Genomic DNA, 14,180 nt, shown 5'->3' with positions numbered 1-14,180 from the left:
AACTGGTTAACGATGTTGTCAGTTTCCGCTAACTTTCTTCGCGTTTGGCGGCGGGTCTCCATCGAGCTATGCCACGCGAGTGCGAGACGGCGTCAGCAGCCGCTATCCCCCCCCAGCCCCGCGTTATGCAACTCCACCACATGCCGCACCACATCCGCCGCCGCCGGATCCGGCGCCACCATCACCAGCAGGTAGCGGCGCACGCCGTCCAGCTCGACGGTGATGGCGCCTGGATCGTCAGGGTCCGTGCTCCACGGCAGCGACAGGGCCGCCGCGAAGCGTGACTCGCGCGGCGCCGGGGGCGGAGCCGTCCCCTCCCCCACCGGCCGGGCCGGCGCCGGCGTCACCGCCGGCACCTTCAGCGCCTCCACCTCGCCCCTTGTCACCGCCGGGTGGATCGTGCCGGCGTCCAGGGCCTGCTGGCGGGTGTCGTCCGGCAGGGTGGCGATGGCGTAGAGGGTGCTCATCGCTTCCGGCAGACGGTCCAGCGGCACCTGCCCCTCGTCGACGAAGGCGGCGATCTCGCGCAGCTTGCGGGCGGTGGAGGTGCTGAACGGAAGGTCGGTCGCCACCATCGCCTCGTATTCGCCATGGGGCAGAGCCGCCTTGGCCTCGTTCAGGCGGCGGCCAACGGCGATGGTCGCCTCCAGAGCATTCGACCATTCGCGGCGGATGTCTGCGGCGAACTCGGCCCGCGTGGTCAGCGGGCGCGGGGTGGCCAGCATCGACAGGCGGGCGTCGCCCAGGCTGCGGCGGGCGGGCGGCCTGGACTTGAGCTTCGGCCCGGAACCGGATCGGGACATGGGGTCAGCCCTCCATCACGGCGGACAGGTGGAGCCAGAGGTCGCGGAACAGCGGGCCGGTGCGGGTGCCGGAGATCTCCGCGGTGCCCAGCCCGGCGATGAAGCTGCGCGGCACCTCCTGAAGCTGCGGGATCTCCACCGGCGCCACCGCCCCCATGGCGGAGACGATGGCGCGGGCGTCGGCGGTCTCGCGCAGGCGCGGGACGACCTGGCTCAGCAGCAGACGCAGCGGCCGGCGCCGGGCGCGCAGGTAGGGCAGCATGGCCTGCATGCTGACCAGATCCTCCGGGCCGGGGCGGACGGGCACCAGCACCAGATCGGCGCAGTCGAACAGCAGGGCGGTCGCCTGAGGGAAGTTCTCCACCGCGGTCGGGGTGTCGATCACCAGCAGGTCGAGGCCGTGCGGAGTCGGCCGCTCCGTCACCGCGCCCAGCGGGCGCTGTTCGTGGAGGATCGGGGCGGCGTCGGCCGGGCGCAGGCCGTGCCAGTGGGTCAGCGAGCCTTGCGGGTCGGTGTCGAGCGTGCCCACCCGCCGGCCGGCGACGGCGGCCGCGACGGCCAGATTGCGGACGGTGGCGGTCTTCGGACCGCCGCCCTTCCCCTGGACCACCAGGATCGTCCTCATGCCCGGTCCCCCTGCCCGGCCCGGCCCGCCTGGGCGGCGATGGTCTGGCGGATGAGGGTCGCCTCGCGTTCCAGGATTTCGGCGATGGTGTCGAGCGGAGAGTCGATCGCCTCGGTCGCGGCCTTCAGCGCCTTCAGGGCGTCGCTGTGGGCCTTGATGGCGTGCATCAGGCGGAAGCCCTCCTCCCGCAGCTCGGGCGGCAGGGCGCGCAGATGGGCAAGGGCGAGGTCCATGCTCTCCTCGCGCGTCCGGGCGGGCGGCGGGGGCAGAGCGGCGGGCTCCTCCGGCCGGGCGGCGGACAGCGAGGCGATGTCGATCCGCTCGCCCCGGCGCAGACGGTCGAGCGCCCGGTCGGTCAGGGCGGAGCGCGCCCGTTGCTCCTCCTCCTGCCCGATCCGGCGGGCGCGGCGGTCGATGGCGTCGAGGTCGGCGCGGGTGAGGACCGGCGCCAGGGCGGGATGCGCGGCCCCGCCGGTCACAGCGTCGAACAGCTCGACGATCTGGATGGTGACGGTGATGGCGCGTTCGGTCTCGGCCTTGGTGCAGAGATAGACGGACTGCTTCTTCGTCAGCCAGAACTCGGTGGCCGGGCGGCCCCTTCCGGGATTTTGCCGCACGGTGCGGCAAATTCCACCAAGCCGTTCCAGGGTGTCGATATGGCGCTCGATCAGGGGACGAATGTCGCGGGGTTTCTTGAAGCCCAGAGCTTCGGCAAGGCGCAAGTCAACGATGCGCGGCTCGCCATTGGTGGCTGTGTCGATGTCGGACAGAGATAACGCGGGCATGACTTGCCCGTTGTCGCCCATGGTTTCCATGGCGATGCCCTCCTATGCGGCGTTGCCGGCAAGAGGGCCGCTTTCGACGACAGCCCTGGTGCCGGGGGCTCGAAACCTGCATAGGTCAGGCCGGACTATTCCCCTTGCGGGTGTTGTATTATCCGACCCCCGGCGAAGGGGCATGCTACGGACAGAGTCCGGGCATGAAAAGAGCCACATCGCGAAAACGCGCGGGTGGCTTGCCGCCTATGGGGAGGTTTCGAGGCTCCGGGGGGAAGGGTCGCTCCGTTGGGGGTGGGGCGTCAAGCAGCTTGGCGGCACTTAATGATGATTTTAAATCTAACTGTCATCACAAATTCACCAGACTGAATAAGGTATACCCTTGTCATTGACGACAAATCACCCGAAGACTTCCCAAGTCTATTCCGTTATTCACCACTGTTCTTCATGGATTTTTTTTCGCCAAGTATGCTGCGAAGTGAAGTTTTCTCAAGAAATGCGACAAAATCTGCCCCTTTCTTATTCAAGAAGCTTCTTCTATAACGCACCCCCGGTATCTTCTCGTTTTCAGCAAGATCATACAATATTAGCTTCGGGAATATGTTCGTGTAAAGAAACATCTCCGCATCGCCAGCAGTAGTCGAATTATAAACTCCATTTATAAGCTTTTCCTTATTGCTCATTATCAATGTCAATAAATCGGTTTTTATAGGAGAATTTTTCCCCGCAGCTTCAGCAGGAATTTCAATTTCTATAGCGCTGAACACATCCGCCATCTCCAGCAAATTGGGGCTATTATCTGTGTTTACTGGTTGTCTTTCTGCTTTTGACTTTTCCACTAGTGACCTTAGCTTATCATTTTCCTCCCGCAAACGGGCTATTTCTTCGTGAAGACCTCTTGTGTCTTCTAGTTCATTAACAGATACCCATCCTTTGATATTGGCATTGTCTCGCAAGTCGGCAAGTGACTCATGCACACAAAGCCTTATGTCTTTTTCATCATTAAAGAAAGACGATATATTGGAAAGAACCTTTTCCCTAAAAAGCTTCATAGGCGCAGGGTTATCTTTCTCCATCACAGCCGATCCAAACTTTTTTACTTTTTCCTCCAATGCCTCTTCAGATATAACTACTGAGAATAACGGCTTTCCTTGCTGAGACGCATAATCGAATTCTATTTCTGTGTAACCAACGCCAGAAACGGGCTCAATTGAGCCGTACCGGCCCGCCAGTATCAGCATGTAAACATCTGATTCATCTATCCACTTTTTAATTGTATCGAGCTGAGATTTGTCACCCGCATTAAAGAGTTCCATTCCAGCTGGGATATGCCCAGCCTTCAATATCGCGGAAACCGCCGCTTGCCGCTCATTCTTCAAATCATTGAAAGTGCTTGAAACAAAAACTTGTAGCTTTTTCTTCAACTTTCTCTCCGTCATTTAAGAAAATGAACAAACATAAATTTAATTCTATTACTTTATTCCAGAGGATCTCTCCTTATAGTATCCACCTTCCTTAATCCAGAAGCCCTCATCCCTGAGATTTTCGCTTCAGCCAACTTAACTTCTCCTTCGTTTTTTTCGCGAACCCCTGAAGAGTCAATCATCATTTTCTGAAGCTTAACGATATCATAGTCGCGCCAGACTACATAAGCCATCCGGGACACGCTTAATGCCACCATGGCACCGATTGCTGCCGCCACGCCACGGCTGGTCCAGTTGGACCAACAGGCGGCGTCCAACTTGAACGGCGCCAATGACACCAGCGCCGTAACCAAGGCCGCCTTGATGCCAACGATGAACGCATACTCTCTTGTCAGATCGACAATCGCTGACGTCAACTGTGACCGCTCTTGAGGTTCCAGGCTCTTCCAATCGAGGGTTGGCATACCCCGGTTCAACCGAACCAGGATCGCGGCCAACATGATGGAAAGGGCGACGGTCATCGGCTGGAAAGCGTCGAACAGGCGCGACAATGGCACTCCCCAGCCGAACAATGCGGCTGTGACCAATACGCTCCCTATCGTCGCCCTCCTAACCATCAGGCCTCAATCTTTCCATCCTGAACAAAACGAGAATACACGACTTGGAGCTGGTCAGCCACGTTATCGAATTCAAGGATGCTGCTGCCAGAGTGCGGCTGGTTGAAAGGCATGCGCGTACGGAGGATCGCGTCCTCGTCCGATAGCTTTCCGTCCTTGCCCTCAATCTGCACCTTGTCATCCGTCAGGTCCGCTAGGTCTTCCGCTAATTGCCGCAGCTTTTCCCGAGATTCGACCGTCCGCTTACCGCGCACCTTCACCGCTGCCTCAACGGCCAGAAACTCATTTGGCCCCAAACTGTCAACCAGCGCGTTGGTTCGCTCACGTCCGAATATGATCTCCGCGAACTTGCGTGCCGTCTCCGTATAGAACGCGCGGTCTGTCACCGTCCGAGATGTCGAAACGGACTTTCCCGGCTTTTGCTCGTCTCCCGCCATCACTGTGATTGGTGAGGCCGATTTCCCGCTGACCTTCAGGCGGGTAATGTCCCCGATATCACCTGTCACCTGTGTTCGGTCAAATTCAGCCTGGAGGGCAAAGGTAGCATTGGCATGCAATGCCGATGTCCTAATTTTTAGAAGCCAATCCATGTAGCTGTTCAGTATTTGTGCTGTCATTGACTGTGTTTTGATAAAAAACAAATGGTTTCCAATTACGAGCCAATAGCAAAGACCGCGGATGAATTTTGCATTGTTAGGAGCCGCGCGTTCCGCCAAATTGTAGATTTCTGCTGTAGTGATATCAGAAAGCTGGACCTTCGATGCCTGCATTTCCAATAGCGCTTGAAAATCTTGTTTCTGGAACAAACACATCTCACCAAATACAGCGTCGGAAAGGTCAACCACCTTGTTCAGCAACACCTGACGCTCTGCTACGTCTGCCAGATCATGGAAACGATCCTGAATTCGCTGCCACAATGTGACGCCTGAGGTGTCCACATGACCAAGCGCGCTACGGCATAGCCCCTCCAGCGTGCCCCCTTGCAGACCGGAGCTTTCGGGGTCGAAACGGCGATAATGAACCATATGATACACGGTCGGCATCGTGCTTCCCTTAGCCCCTATCAAGCGTTACTTGCCACTCTCCTGCGTTCCACCGCCTTAGCGGATGCGGAAAACAAAAGAGAACAACCTTAAGGAAGATGGAAAGCGGCGAAGAGTCAAGTTTAAGGGCTTGAGCCGTCAAGCGACCGACTGACGGCGCTGAAGGGCGACCGCGCCGGACAGCACAGCATTCGGATCACCGACCAATGGCGCATCGTCTTCATCTGGCGCGATGGTGTCACGCACGAGGTCGAAATCGTCGATTACCACTGACCGGCCGACGCCAAGGAGGGCGCCATGCGGATCAAGACCCACCCCGGCGAGGTTCTGCGCGAAGAGTTCCTCGTCCCGCTCGATCTCTCGGCCCATGCGCTGGCCCTGGCTCTGCGCGTGCCGGCGACCCGCATCGGGGAAATCGTCAACGAACGACGCGGCATCACCGCCGATACCGCCTTGCGGCTGGCGCGCTATTTCGGCACCACGCCGGAATTCTGGCTGAACCTTCAGATGGCGCATGACCTGTCCGCCACCGCCGCCGACCATGGCGAGGAAATCCAGCGCAGCATCGCCCCCCGCGCCGCCTGACCGGGCCGGCGGCGTCACTCCGCATCGCATCGCTGCCGCTCCCGGCGCAGGCCCGGCAGCAGGATCGTCACCTCCGCCCGCCGCCCCAGCAGCCAGCGGGCGGCGCAGCGCCCCAGCTCCCACCCGAAGCCGCCCAGCATGGCGGCGCCGAGCAAGGCGAAGACCAGCCCGCGTACTCCTATCACCACGCGTCTTCAGGCTGTCAGAAACACGGCATCATTGCCTATCCTGGCTGAAAATGCATAATTTTGCGCAACGAGCCATTCAGTTCATGGTGTTACACGTAGCCCAACACACAGCTATTGTTGATAGTAATCGGAGGAGTTGTGCAAATGATGCCAATTATTGCTATGGTCTTGCCTGGAATTTTAGCTGGTATTGCGTTCGGTATATTATTGCAGCGCGGATATTCGGCACGCGTTACAAAAATTTCCCTCCCTTTTATGGAAATGCAAATTAATAATTTTGGTAAATTATCTCCAGTAGAGATGTTTAATGAAGTAAGTATGATGGTCATACCTTCGATCAATCGAAATATTGTAGATGCATTTATGTCTATAGATAAGACGCCAGTTATTTTAATTCATACCGGATGGAGCATAGTTTGCGAAAGCTTTGTTAACAGATTTCGTGCGTATCCGAGCGACGATTCTATCGATGCCATAGTTTCTGAGATTGGCGGACAGAACGCCGATTTTATCAAGATGTATCGCAATATACATTTACAAGCAATTCGACATTCTAAGTCAGTTACTAAAGAATTTGCATCAAACTATCTCCTGCGAGCACCATCTCTGGCCGAACGCATTGGAGGAGTAGGCGGCAGAGATATTAATGATTTTCAACAAGCTTTAATTGCCGGCGCAAATGGGATCATAAAAGGTCAGAATAAGTGAAAATGGAAAAAACTGAACCTCAATAAGAAAACTGAAACTGCTATGCTGAAAATTTCCGCACTGTCGATTGCTTCACATGTGCTGCTTTGCTGCGCCGGCCGATGTCTTCACACTGGCAAATATCTGCTTTCCAACAGGCCCAACGATCTGCATTTCACATTCCTCATAGCCTTAAAGTCACGATCAGGAAATCCTGACGGATTGGTCGATGGTACGCAAACCACCTCAGAATTCTGGCTGAACCTTCAGATGGCGCATGACCTGTCCGCCACCGCCGCCGACCATGGCGAGGAAATCCAGCGCAGCATCGCCCCCCGCGCCGCCTGACCGGGCCGGCGGCGTCACTCCGCATCGGATCGCTGCCGCTCCCGGCGCGGGCCCGGCAGCAGGATCGTCACGTCCGCCCGCCGCCCCAGCAGCCAGCGGGCGGCGCAGCGCCCCAGCTCCCACCCGAAGCCGCCCAGCATGGCGGTGCCGAGCAAGGCGAAGACCAGCCCCAGCGCGCCCATCACCGCTCCCCCTCGGGCTGCCGGCAACGCGGATCGGCGTGGCGCAGCCGGATCAGGTCCGCCGTGGTCAACAGGCGCTCGTCCACCCGGTGCAGCGCGCCGCAGCGATAGACCCTATGGCCGGCGGCGCGCAGGGCCCGGACGGCGCGATAGAGGGCGTCGGCCTCGCGCTGGGGCTGCACCGGCCGGTGGCGCGCGGTGCGGGGCGGATCGCCCAGATCCAGGCGGAACTGCCGGTCGGGCCGGCGGCGGGACAGGGTGCCGGGCCGGGCAGGCATGGCTCAGGCCCTCCCCTCGATGCCGGCGGCGAGATGGGCGCGGACGGCGGCGATGGCCGTGGCCGGGATCTCGCACTCCGGGCTGTCGGGCGGATCGCCCCAGAAGCTGTTCCAGCCCGGCCGGCCGCAGTTGAACCAGCGGTCGAGCTGCTGGGCGAAGTCCCGGACGCGCATCGGGTGCATCTGGGGGCAGCGCTCGGCCAGGATGGCCTCGATGGCCGCCCGCGACGGGCGGTGCGTGTCGAGCGGCTCCGGCGCCGGCGACCGTCCGCAGGCCTTGATCCGCGACTCGGGGGCCGGCGGCATCGGATCGTCGGTCCAGCGCTCTTGGGCCAGCCATGTGGCCGGATTGCAGGGCCGTGGCGCGTCGGGTTGCGCCAGCCGCTCGCGGTAGCGATCCACACCGGATAGCAAATCCTCCCGCGCCGCTCCCCGTTTCCGGGCGGCGAGGTAGGCGCGTTCGGCAGCGGCCCGGCCGACCCGGTGCGGGTAGCGCCCGTACCAGTCGGCGAAGTCCGCCGCCAGCGAGGACCGGGCGGGCGGCGGATGCGCCAGCGGTTCGGTTGGTGGATCGGCCGTTGGATCAACCGGGGGATCGGCTGTCGGCGGGGGGCTTTGGGGGGTGTTTTTTCTTTCTGTAATCTGAATTCTGGAGTCTGCCGCGCGCAGAGGCGGTGACGTCACAGCCGCCGGTTCGCCGGCCGGTTCCTCGACGGCGGTTCGGCGGGCCCGGTGGTCGCGCATCCGCTCCGCGCCGTTGTGGTCGCTCTTGAACTGGCGCTTGTCCCAGGCGCTGAGACGGTCGCCGTCCAGCGTCACGCCCTGCATGGCGGCGCGAATCGAGGCGACGGCGGCGGCGGACAGGTCCAGCGCCGCACCGATCAGGCGGTCGCTCCAGCCGACCAGCGTGCCGCGCGGCACGATTCCGGAGGCGTGGCACAGCATCGCCGCCCACACCGCCAGCACGGCATGCACCGGCTGGCCGCTGTCGGCCGCGACCAGCCGCCATTTCGGATCCATGGCGGTCTCGTTGTACAGGCGAACCCATTTCATGGCGGACCCTCCCCCGGCGGCGCGGTGGCCGGCCGGTGGCAATGCGGCTCCCTGCGGGCACACGACTCCGTGGCTGCAAGGAACAGCGGATTTTAATCCTGATTTCTGATACCCTCCGGACACGCATCGCCGCGTTCCCGCCGTGGGCACGGCAGGGGCTTGGGGCATTGGCGATGATTGCGGTCCTAGCGGGGCGGCCTCGGCGGGGCCGTCCCGTCTCAGGGCGGGGCGCGCGGATACAAGGCAAGGCTCCGGCGTTCACCGCCGCGCGGGCGCGCAACGGTGGGGACAAGACGGGTGCGGCGCGGCCACCGGCAAGGGTGGACGCTGGGCACCGGATGGCGGGGGCTTACGGGGAGAAGCCGGCGCCGGTCAGGGCGGCGCGCGTGGCGATGCCATCGGGCAAAACTCCAGGGTTCACCGGCGCGGGGGCGCGCGGCGTCGGGGGGTGAAGACGCGCATCGCTTCCGACCGTCTGGCGGCCGAAAGCGGCGCGGTCTTCAAAGTCGATGGGGGCGGCTGACTGGCGACCGTAAGACGGTCACGCGGCGGGCCGCGCGCCATGGCGCAGCCGGCGCGATGGCGGACCGGTCGGCGGAAGCGACTGATTTTCAGGATAGATCTGGGATCCGAAGGTGAGCTGGCAGTCGGGCGACGCCCGATCATGCGGATCCCCGGTGCGGAGATGCCGACCGCAGGCCGTGCAAGCGGGTGGTGGCGCGCTGCATCAGCGCCAGCAGTTCGGCCGCGTCGTCGTCGGGCAGATCGGCGAGGGTGTCGCGGTGGCAGAGCGTCCGCACCAGGCGGTCGACGCTGCACCATGTCACCGCGGCGGCGGCCTCGAAGGCTGGCCAGGCGGCCAGGACGGCGCGCTGCGCGTCGGTGAGGGCCGGGTCAGCGGGGGGCATCAGATGGCCCCTTGCCTGTGCCCGATTCGTGCGGGACCATCCTTGCGGAGCATCCACGCGGCGACGTACGGCGCATCAGGAAGGTGAGGACGGCCAATGACCGGCAACAAGCGCAATCCGGTCATCCAGCCCGCCGAATATGACGAGGTGCCCGAACTGACCGACGAGTGGTTCGCCAAGAGCCAACTGCATGAGGCCGGCAAGCCGATGCGCCGCGGTCGGCCACCGGCGGAACGGACGAAGGTGGCAACCACTCTGCGGCTGGACGCCGACGTGGTCGCCCATTTCAAGGCCGATGGTGCCGGCTGGCAAACCCGCATCAACGACGCGCTCCGCCGGATCGCCGGGCTGAGATAAAACGGCCGGAGTCGGATGGCGACTCCGGCCGCTGCCGCTCCGCCGGTACGGACTGGGAGGCCGGCGGAGCGGTGACGGAGGCGCCGGGCGACTCGGCCGACCGGACTCGGGGCGCTCCCGATTGACCGGGCCGGACGGGCGGCGCCTGATTCGGCGACGGGAAAGCGTTGCGCCCGAGCCGGAGCTTGGGGGTTGCGCAGTCGCCCACTGCGAGCGATGCTTCCCGCCGAAACAACCAAGGGTGTGGTGCCTTGCCGGGTCTCCCTGTTCATGTCCGCCGCCTTTTCCCGCGCGGCTTTCCCAGGATCGGCGCGCTGAGGTCGCTGGCGGCCAATGCGATGGGATCGGTCATGAAATCGGGGGGAATCACCGCCTCCATGGCCCGCAGGGTCGTGGCGGTGGGGTTGCCTTCCTGGCGGAGCACGTCACGCACGGTGCTGGGCGGCACGGCTGCGGCTCGGCCGAATGACTGCGCGGTCCACCCCTGATGCCGGGCGAAGGCGCATATCCGATGAATCGAGGCATCGATGTGCATGACGTGTTTCATGCCCATCAAAATCGATCGCTATACCGAGACTGTCAAGAGGATGCTTCGGTGCTGCACGAGATGAATTCATCGGTACGGCGTTCTCGCGCTTTTGCACGGGGTCCGCATAATGCCGGCATGGATACGCCGCCCAAGACCGACATCGCCGCTGCACTCAATCGTGTTCTGCAGACTCACAAAGAGCGTCTGCGGTCCAAGAACCATTGGGCTGGATTGTCGAAGCTGCCAGCCACAACGGTCCTGGACGCATTCAATGGCGCGAACAGCACCATCGACACCTTGAACAAACTTGCGGACGGCGCCGGCATGTCACTGGCCGAGCTGCTGGCCTATGGCGACCCCGATTGGGAAATGCAGGTTAAAACCCGCCGGACCTTCCGCTGCTGGTCTACCGAGGACTTTGACGCCCTGATCCGGGTTCTTGAGCGGCGAATCGAGCCGCGCGACTGCGACGCTTCCTGATCCACCGCTCGATCAGCGGCAGGACCTTGTCCGCACCTTCGCGGCGGCACAGCTGCGTGACCAGCTCGACGGCGCGGTCCTCGCGCGCCTTGCGATGCAATAAGTCTTCGGTCTTTTCGTTCTTCGGTGTGTTCGGCACCGCCAACCCCCCATAGATCATCGCCCTTCCGGGGCCGGCCCCGGCAGGCGGACAGGTGTGCAGCTGGGCACGGGTGCGCGCCCCGGCTCAGCATGGCTCATCGGTGCGGTTGGCAGCCGCATGGGTGGGGAGATGGCGTCTCCCTGCCTCCGCCTTCCCAGGCGGGAAGGCGACAGGCCACGGCATCCTATGGCAGAGCCCCAGCTGCGTTAAAGGAAAAGTTGCGTCGTCCCGCATCCGAACTCCGGAGGTTGCGCGATAACCGCGCGTGACGGCGGCTGGCCTTGCACGAAACGCGCACAGCCAGGGCCGAAGAGTTGGTCGCTTTACCGTGTTTTTTGGGATTGACTCGATAACGGTATACCGCCCATCCTAATACAGGGTATGGCGTGGACGCCAGACCCGTTGAGAGGCGGTTTTCGGGGGAGTCAGCCGATGAAGGTGGCGATCAAGGTTCCGTTACAGCGGCGGAACGGGCCGTAGAATGTGCCGATGGACCGGTCCTTCGGCCGGCTGTCGCGCAGAATGCAGCGCACGCTGCGCCACATGCTGCCGGCGCTGCCGAAAGGCGGCTCGACGCCGCTGGTCGCCTGCAACGTGGTGGTCGACAACCGTTGGACCTCGCACCGGACCTCGATGCGGTTGGACGTGACGTCCTGGCTGCTGCTCGACCACATCGCCGAGACGGAGGGTTACGCGAACCGCGACGTGCTGATCAGCGCGGTGCATGAGCGGTTGCACACCGCGGACCTACCGCTGACGGCGATGGTGCGGCTGTTCCTGCAAACCTACACGGCGCCGGAGGCGGTGCTGGAGTTCCTTGGCCAGTCGCCTCGGGCCCATGGCCGGGGCTTCGTCACCAATCCGCTGACGAACTGACATGGCGTGCGCAGGGCAAAGCACGGCCAGCCTCGTCCGCTGGCATCTGGAAGAAGCCGGGCGGGCCGAGTTGGAGGCGGGGAACACCAACCTCCCCCACCGACGGATGCGCCTGCTGTCCGCGGCCCGCTTTCACCGTGATTGCGCAGACTTGGCACGGGAGGACCTGCCGTGATGCCCAACCTTGAGGCGACCGATTGGCGGGTGTGCCACGCCGCCCGCTTCGACAGCCCCGGCGAGGTCCGCCGGATCCAGTTCCGGCTGGGCGAGCGACTGGTCATCCTCGCCGTGGGCGAGGTGCCGGTGGTGTGCGACATCATCGCCCCCGGCGTCTACACCGTCGACATCCCGGCCCACTACCCGCGCGCCAGCTTCCCGGTGCTGGTGGTCGCGGTGCCGTCGATCGTCGCCTATCTGCTGGCCCATGGCGGCCCGACGAAGGCTCTGCCGGCCGTGCCCCTCGCCGATCCCCACACGGGAGGTGCGAGAAGGTGAGCACGCTCCGCATCGCGGCCGATCCGTCGGCCCTGGAAAGCCTCTACGGGCTGGACCGCTCGGTCCGCGTGGCGACCGCCGCCACGCTTCTGGACGCCGACGAAAGCCATATCCGGCAGTTGCTTCGGGAAGGGGAGTTGGAGGGCCATCGCCTCGGCAAACGCGGCGTGCGCATCTCCGTTGCCTCGATCGAAGCCTACCGGCAACGCGGCGCCATCCGGCCGGCGAAGCGGTCGGCGCAGAAGCCTCCCAAGCCGGCGCCGGCGACCGCCGCCCACCGTGAAGCCCTCGCCGCCTTGCGGGACATGGGAGTCCTGGCGCAGCCTGCGCTGACCAAACCCACAACGCGGCGACGGGGATGACTGTTTACCTGAACAAGGCGCGCGGCCGCTGGATGTATAATTTCGTCCGGAATGGCCAGCGGCATGCCGGCTATTGCGTCGATCCGGCGTCGGGCGAACCGGCGAAGACCAAGACGGACGCCAAGCGCATCGAGGAGGTGTTGAAGGTCGAGGCGGCCAAGGAACAGCCAAGGGCGGTTCCGGCCGGCGCCTTCACGCTCGCGCAGACCTTCGCCGCGCTTGCGACGCGCAAGCGTGGCGGAAAGAACTGGCCCAACGAGACCGTCTATATCCGCGAGATGCTGGCCTGGTTCGGTGCCGACCTGCCCGCATCGGAGATCACCGAACAGCGGATATGGGAGTATGTCGCCTGGTCGCGCGAACAGCCGGTCATGATCTATGTCGGCGGATCGAAGAAGCGGGAACCCGAGTCGGATCCGGCGAAGCTCTACCGGCCATCCGACCGCAAGCGCGCCGACTCGACCATCAACCGCTATCTGATCTGCCTTGGCGAGGCCCTGCGGCTGGTCCATGGGCTGAAGGACACCGGCGGACGCCCGCTCCTTGCCGAGCTGCCGAAGGTGCCTCGGCTGGCGGAACCGGAGCACCTGCCCCGCCCGGTGTCCGACGATGACCTGCAGGCGATCATGCAGCGGGTGCCCCAGCATCTCGCCGACGGCATCCTGCTGGCCCGCCTCATGGGCTTTCGGAAGGGGGAGGTCTTCGCCCTTACGGTCGATCAGGTCGATTTCCAGAACCGGGGGGTGTGGCTGGAGGCCAGCTCGACGAAGGCGAACCGGGCCGAGTTCATCTCGGCCGGAACGGAGGCCATGGAGGTGCTGACCCGGCTGGTCGCCCAGGCGCGCGGTTGGAAGCAGCTGCACCTGCTGACCTACCAGCGCGGCGAGAAGGGCAAGCGCCTGCCGGTGAAGAACCCGAAGCGGGCCTGGCAGACGGCCATGAAGGCGTTGGGGCTGCAATACCGCTTCCACGACACCAAGGCGAGCTACGTGACCGCCGTGGCGCATGTGGCGACCGCCGCCGTCACCCAGCAGCTGGCCCGGCACCGGAGCTATGAGACGACGAAGCGGTATCTCCGGGTGGCCGACCAAGCGGCGCGCAACGCGGTGGAGGCGATCCCGATGAAGGCCATCGCCAATGCGGTGGCGTCGCCAAGTCGCAAACAAGAGTCGCAAACGGATGGAATGGCGGCGACGAAGGCACCGCAGGAACCGGGCAAAGAAAAAGCCTTGGAACCGTTGGGTTCCAAGGCCTTTCCGCTCCCTTCGGAGATGGTCGGAGCGACAGGATTCGAACCTGCGACCCTCAGACCCCCAGTCTGATGCGCTACCAGGCTGCGCTACGCTCCGTCATTTTCACCGCAGTGCTTGCGGCTTGGCTCCTGAAGGGAACGGGACTATAGCGAGACGCTTTCGCGGACGC

The 14,180-nt window shown here is 63.2% G+C and carries 22 protein-coding genes and 1 tRNA gene; 10 read left to right on the top strand and 13 right to left on the bottom strand.

The genetic code is table 11. The annotated features are described in order from the left end of the window. Positions 1-92: 92 nt before the first annotated feature. The 6 genes from AL072_RS09505 to AL072_RS09485 all read right to left on the bottom strand — a co-directional run bounded on the left by AL072_RS09505 (position 93) and on the right by AL072_RS09485 (position 5,288). Positions 93-803: a DUF3102 domain-containing protein gene (locus AL072_RS09505; RefSeq protein ID WP_052709890.1), complete on the bottom strand. Its 711-nt coding sequence runs from the start codon at positions 801-803 to the stop codon at positions 93-95. 4 nt (positions 804-807) lie between these two features. Next, positions 808-1,428 carry a nucleotide-binding protein gene (locus AL072_RS09500; protein WP_045580533.1) on the bottom strand — a complete coding sequence of 207 codons (621 nt, stop codon included), beginning with the start codon at positions 1,426-1,428 and terminating at the stop codon, positions 808-810. Beyond that, complete coding sequence (locus AL072_RS09495; RefSeq protein WP_045580534.1) at positions 1,425-2,243, bottom strand: Rha family transcriptional regulator; 819 nt, start codon at positions 2,241-2,243, stop codon at positions 1,425-1,427. The genes AL072_RS09500 and AL072_RS09495 overlap by 4 nt, the downstream gene beginning before the upstream one ends. 389 nt (positions 2,244-2,632) lie before the next feature. Further along, entirely contained in the window at positions 2,633-3,628 is a 996-nt protein-coding gene (locus AL072_RS33330) for a DUF4062 domain-containing protein (RefSeq protein WP_082108811.1), read from the bottom strand. A 53-nt stretch (positions 3,629-3,681) separates the two neighbouring features. Continuing rightward, a complete protein-coding gene (locus AL072_RS09490; RefSeq protein WP_245636797.1) occupies positions 3,682-4,185 on the bottom strand; it encodes a hypothetical protein in 504 nt (167 codons plus the stop codon). 59 nt (positions 4,186-4,244) lie between these two features. Then, positions 4,245-5,288 (bottom strand): hypothetical protein, encoded by a 1,044-nt coding sequence (locus tag AL072_RS09485; RefSeq protein WP_045580536.1) that lies wholly within the window; start codon positions 5,286-5,288, stop codon positions 4,245-4,247. A 150-nt stretch (positions 5,289-5,438) separates the two neighbouring features. On the opposite strand from AL072_RS09485, the gene AL072_RS33325 reads away from it, so the two are divergent. Together AL072_RS33325 and AL072_RS09480 are read left to right on the top strand one after the other, a co-directional pair. Further along, positions 5,439-5,561, top strand: a complete 123-nt coding sequence (locus tag AL072_RS33325; protein ID WP_082108956.1) for a type II toxin-antitoxin system RelE/ParE family toxin — start codon at positions 5,439-5,441, stop codon at positions 5,559-5,561. 24 nt (positions 5,562-5,585) lie between these two features. After that, a complete protein-coding gene (locus tag AL072_RS09480) occupies positions 5,586-5,873 on the top strand; it encodes a HigA family addiction module antitoxin (protein WP_045580537.1) in 288 nt (95 codons plus the stop codon). A 14-nt stretch (positions 5,874-5,887) separates the two neighbouring features. On the opposite strand, the gene AL072_RS34900 is transcribed toward AL072_RS09480, so the two are convergent. After that, positions 5,888-6,058, bottom strand: coding sequence for a hypothetical protein (locus tag AL072_RS34900; RefSeq protein WP_158511052.1), 171 nt, complete (start codon positions 6,056-6,058; stop codon positions 5,888-5,890). A gap of 147 nt (positions 6,059-6,205) precedes the next feature. Here AL072_RS34900 and AL072_RS34235 point away from each other — a divergent pair, with 147 nt between their 5' ends. Both AL072_RS34235 and AL072_RS34895 read left to right on the top strand, forming a co-directional pair. Next, the gene (locus tag AL072_RS34235) at positions 6,206-6,769 is read left to right on the top strand and encodes a hypothetical protein (protein ID WP_144428184.1); all 564 of its coding nucleotides are present in this window, start codon (positions 6,206-6,208) and stop codon (positions 6,767-6,769) included. A gap of 42 nt (positions 6,770-6,811) precedes the next feature. Beyond that, positions 6,812-7,096 carry a hypothetical protein gene (locus AL072_RS34895; RefSeq protein WP_152646953.1) on the top strand — a complete coding sequence of 95 codons (285 nt, stop codon included), beginning with the start codon at positions 6,812-6,814 and terminating at the stop codon, positions 7,094-7,096. Between the two features lie 14 nt (positions 7,097-7,110). Here the strand turns inward: AL072_RS34895 and AL072_RS34890 are convergent, their stop codons facing one another. The 4 genes from AL072_RS34890 to AL072_RS09465 form a co-directional block, all read right to left on the bottom strand. Next, positions 7,111-7,278, bottom strand: a complete 168-nt coding sequence (locus AL072_RS34890; protein WP_158511051.1) for a hypothetical protein — start codon at positions 7,276-7,278, stop codon at positions 7,111-7,113. Next, positions 7,278-7,556, bottom strand: coding sequence for a hypothetical protein (locus AL072_RS09475; protein ID WP_045580538.1), 279 nt, complete (start codon positions 7,554-7,556; stop codon positions 7,278-7,280). Before AL072_RS09475 ends, AL072_RS34890 begins: the two co-directional genes overlap by 1 nt. A 3-nt stretch (positions 7,557-7,559) precedes the next feature. Then, positions 7,560-8,609 (bottom strand): hypothetical protein, encoded by a 1,050-nt coding sequence (locus tag AL072_RS09470; protein ID WP_045580539.1) that lies wholly within the window; start codon positions 8,607-8,609, stop codon positions 7,560-7,562. Positions 8,610-9,271: 662 nt separating this feature from the next. Continuing rightward, positions 9,272-9,517 (bottom strand): hypothetical protein, encoded by a 246-nt coding sequence (locus AL072_RS09465; protein WP_045580540.1) that lies wholly within the window; start codon positions 9,515-9,517, stop codon positions 9,272-9,274. Positions 9,518-9,613: 96 nt separating this feature from the next. On the opposite strand from AL072_RS09465, the gene AL072_RS09460 reads away from it, so the two are divergent. Continuing rightward, entirely contained in the window at positions 9,614-9,874 is a 261-nt protein-coding gene (locus tag AL072_RS09460; protein ID WP_045580541.1) for a BrnA antitoxin family protein, read from the top strand. Positions 9,875-10,142: 268 nt separating this feature from the next. Here AL072_RS09460 and AL072_RS09455 read toward each other — a convergent pair whose 3' ends face one another. Next, positions 10,143-10,409 carry a hypothetical protein gene (locus tag AL072_RS09455; RefSeq protein ID WP_082108957.1) on the bottom strand — a complete coding sequence of 89 codons (267 nt, stop codon included), beginning with the start codon at positions 10,407-10,409 and terminating at the stop codon, positions 10,143-10,145. Positions 10,410-10,469: 60 nt separating this feature from the next. On the opposite strand from AL072_RS09455, the gene AL072_RS09450 reads away from it, so the two are divergent. The 5 genes from AL072_RS09450 (at position 10,470) to AL072_RS36260 (ending at position 14,080) form a co-directional block, all read left to right on the top strand. After that, a complete protein-coding gene (locus tag AL072_RS09450; protein ID WP_245636636.1) occupies positions 10,470-10,883 on the top strand; it encodes a hypothetical protein in 414 nt (137 codons plus the stop codon). Between the two features lie 631 nt (positions 10,884-11,514). Beyond that, positions 11,515-11,901, top strand: a complete 387-nt coding sequence (locus AL072_RS09445) for a ribbon-helix-helix domain-containing protein (protein ID WP_045580544.1) — start codon at positions 11,515-11,517, stop codon at positions 11,899-11,901. Between the two features lie 171 nt (positions 11,902-12,072). Continuing rightward, positions 12,073-12,396 (top strand): hypothetical protein, encoded by a 324-nt coding sequence (locus tag AL072_RS34885; RefSeq protein ID WP_158511050.1) that lies wholly within the window; start codon positions 12,073-12,075, stop codon positions 12,394-12,396. Then, complete coding sequence (locus tag AL072_RS34880; protein ID WP_045580546.1) at positions 12,393-12,758, top strand: helix-turn-helix domain-containing protein; 366 nt, start codon at positions 12,393-12,395, stop codon at positions 12,756-12,758. The genes AL072_RS34885 and AL072_RS34880 overlap by 4 nt, the downstream gene beginning before the upstream one ends. Beyond that, on the top strand, positions 12,755-14,080 hold the full coding sequence (locus AL072_RS36260; RefSeq protein WP_082108958.1) for a tyrosine-type recombinase/integrase: 1,326 nt from the start codon (positions 12,755-12,757) through the stop codon (positions 14,078-14,080). Before AL072_RS34880 ends, AL072_RS36260 begins: the two co-directional genes overlap by 4 nt. Here AL072_RS36260 and AL072_RS09425 read toward each other — a convergent pair. After that, positions 14,031-14,107, bottom strand: a tRNA-Pro gene (locus AL072_RS09425). The genes AL072_RS36260 and AL072_RS09425 overlap by 50 nt on opposite strands. Positions 14,108-14,180: the final 73 nt, after the last annotated feature.

Origin of the sequence: Azospirillum thiophilum, from assembly GCF_001305595.1 — a bacterium.
Taxonomy (GTDB): domain Bacteria; phylum Pseudomonadota; class Alphaproteobacteria; order Azospirillales; family Azospirillaceae; genus Azospirillum; species Azospirillum thiophilum.
The sequence above is the reverse complement of the archived record's forward strand: the minus strand, read 5'-3'. Positions and strand labels throughout refer to the sequence as shown.

Bases quoted from the DNA above. Each gene is read 5' to 3' on its own strand.
- AL072_RS34235 (WP_144428184.1), top strand. From the start codon at position 6,206: ATGATGCCAATTATTGCTATGGTCTTGCCTGGAATTTTAGCTGGTATT.
- AL072_RS09480 (WP_045580537.1), top strand. From the start codon at position 5,586: ATGCGGATCAAGACCCACCCCGGCGAGGTTCTGCGCGAAGAGTTCCTC.
- AL072_RS09485 (WP_045580536.1), bottom strand. From the start codon at position 5,288: ATGCCGACCGTGTATCATATGGTTCATTATCGCCGTTTCGACCCCGAA.
- AL072_RS09445 (WP_045580544.1), top strand. From the start codon at position 11,515: ATGGACCGGTCCTTCGGCCGGCTGTCGCGCAGAATGCAGCGCACGCTG.
- AL072_RS36260 (WP_082108958.1), top strand. From the start codon at position 12,755: ATGACTGTTTACCTGAACAAGGCGCGCGGCCGCTGGATGTATAATTTC.
- AL072_RS09460 (WP_045580541.1), top strand. From the start codon at position 9,614: ATGACCGGCAACAAGCGCAATCCGGTCATCCAGCCCGCCGAATATGAC.
- AL072_RS09475 (WP_045580538.1), bottom strand. From the start codon at position 7,556: ATGCCTGCCCGGCCCGGCACCCTGTCCCGCCGCCGGCCCGACCGGCAG.
- AL072_RS34890 (WP_158511051.1), bottom strand. From the start codon at position 7,278: ATGGGCGCGCTGGGGCTGGTCTTCGCCTTGCTCGGCACCGCCATGCTG.
- AL072_RS09470 (WP_045580539.1), bottom strand. From the start codon at position 8,609: ATGAAATGGGTTCGCCTGTACAACGAGACCGCCATGGATCCGAAATGG.
- AL072_RS09505 (WP_052709890.1), bottom strand. From the start codon at position 803: ATGTCCCGATCCGGTTCCGGGCCGAAGCTCAAGTCCAGGCCGCCCGCC.
- AL072_RS34895 (WP_152646953.1), top strand. From the start codon at position 6,812: ATGCTGAAAATTTCCGCACTGTCGATTGCTTCACATGTGCTGCTTTGC.
- AL072_RS09495 (WP_045580534.1), bottom strand. From the start codon at position 2,243: ATGGAAACCATGGGCGACAACGGGCAAGTCATGCCCGCGTTATCTCTG.
- AL072_RS09455 (WP_082108957.1), bottom strand. From the start codon at position 10,409: ATGCACATCGATGCCTCGATTCATCGGATATGCGCCTTCGCCCGGCAT.
- AL072_RS09500 (WP_045580533.1), bottom strand. From the start codon at position 1,428: ATGAGGACGATCCTGGTGGTCCAGGGGAAGGGCGGCGGTCCGAAGACC.
- AL072_RS09465 (WP_045580540.1), bottom strand. From the start codon at position 9,517: ATGCCCCCCGCTGACCCGGCCCTCACCGACGCGCAGCGCGCCGTCCTG.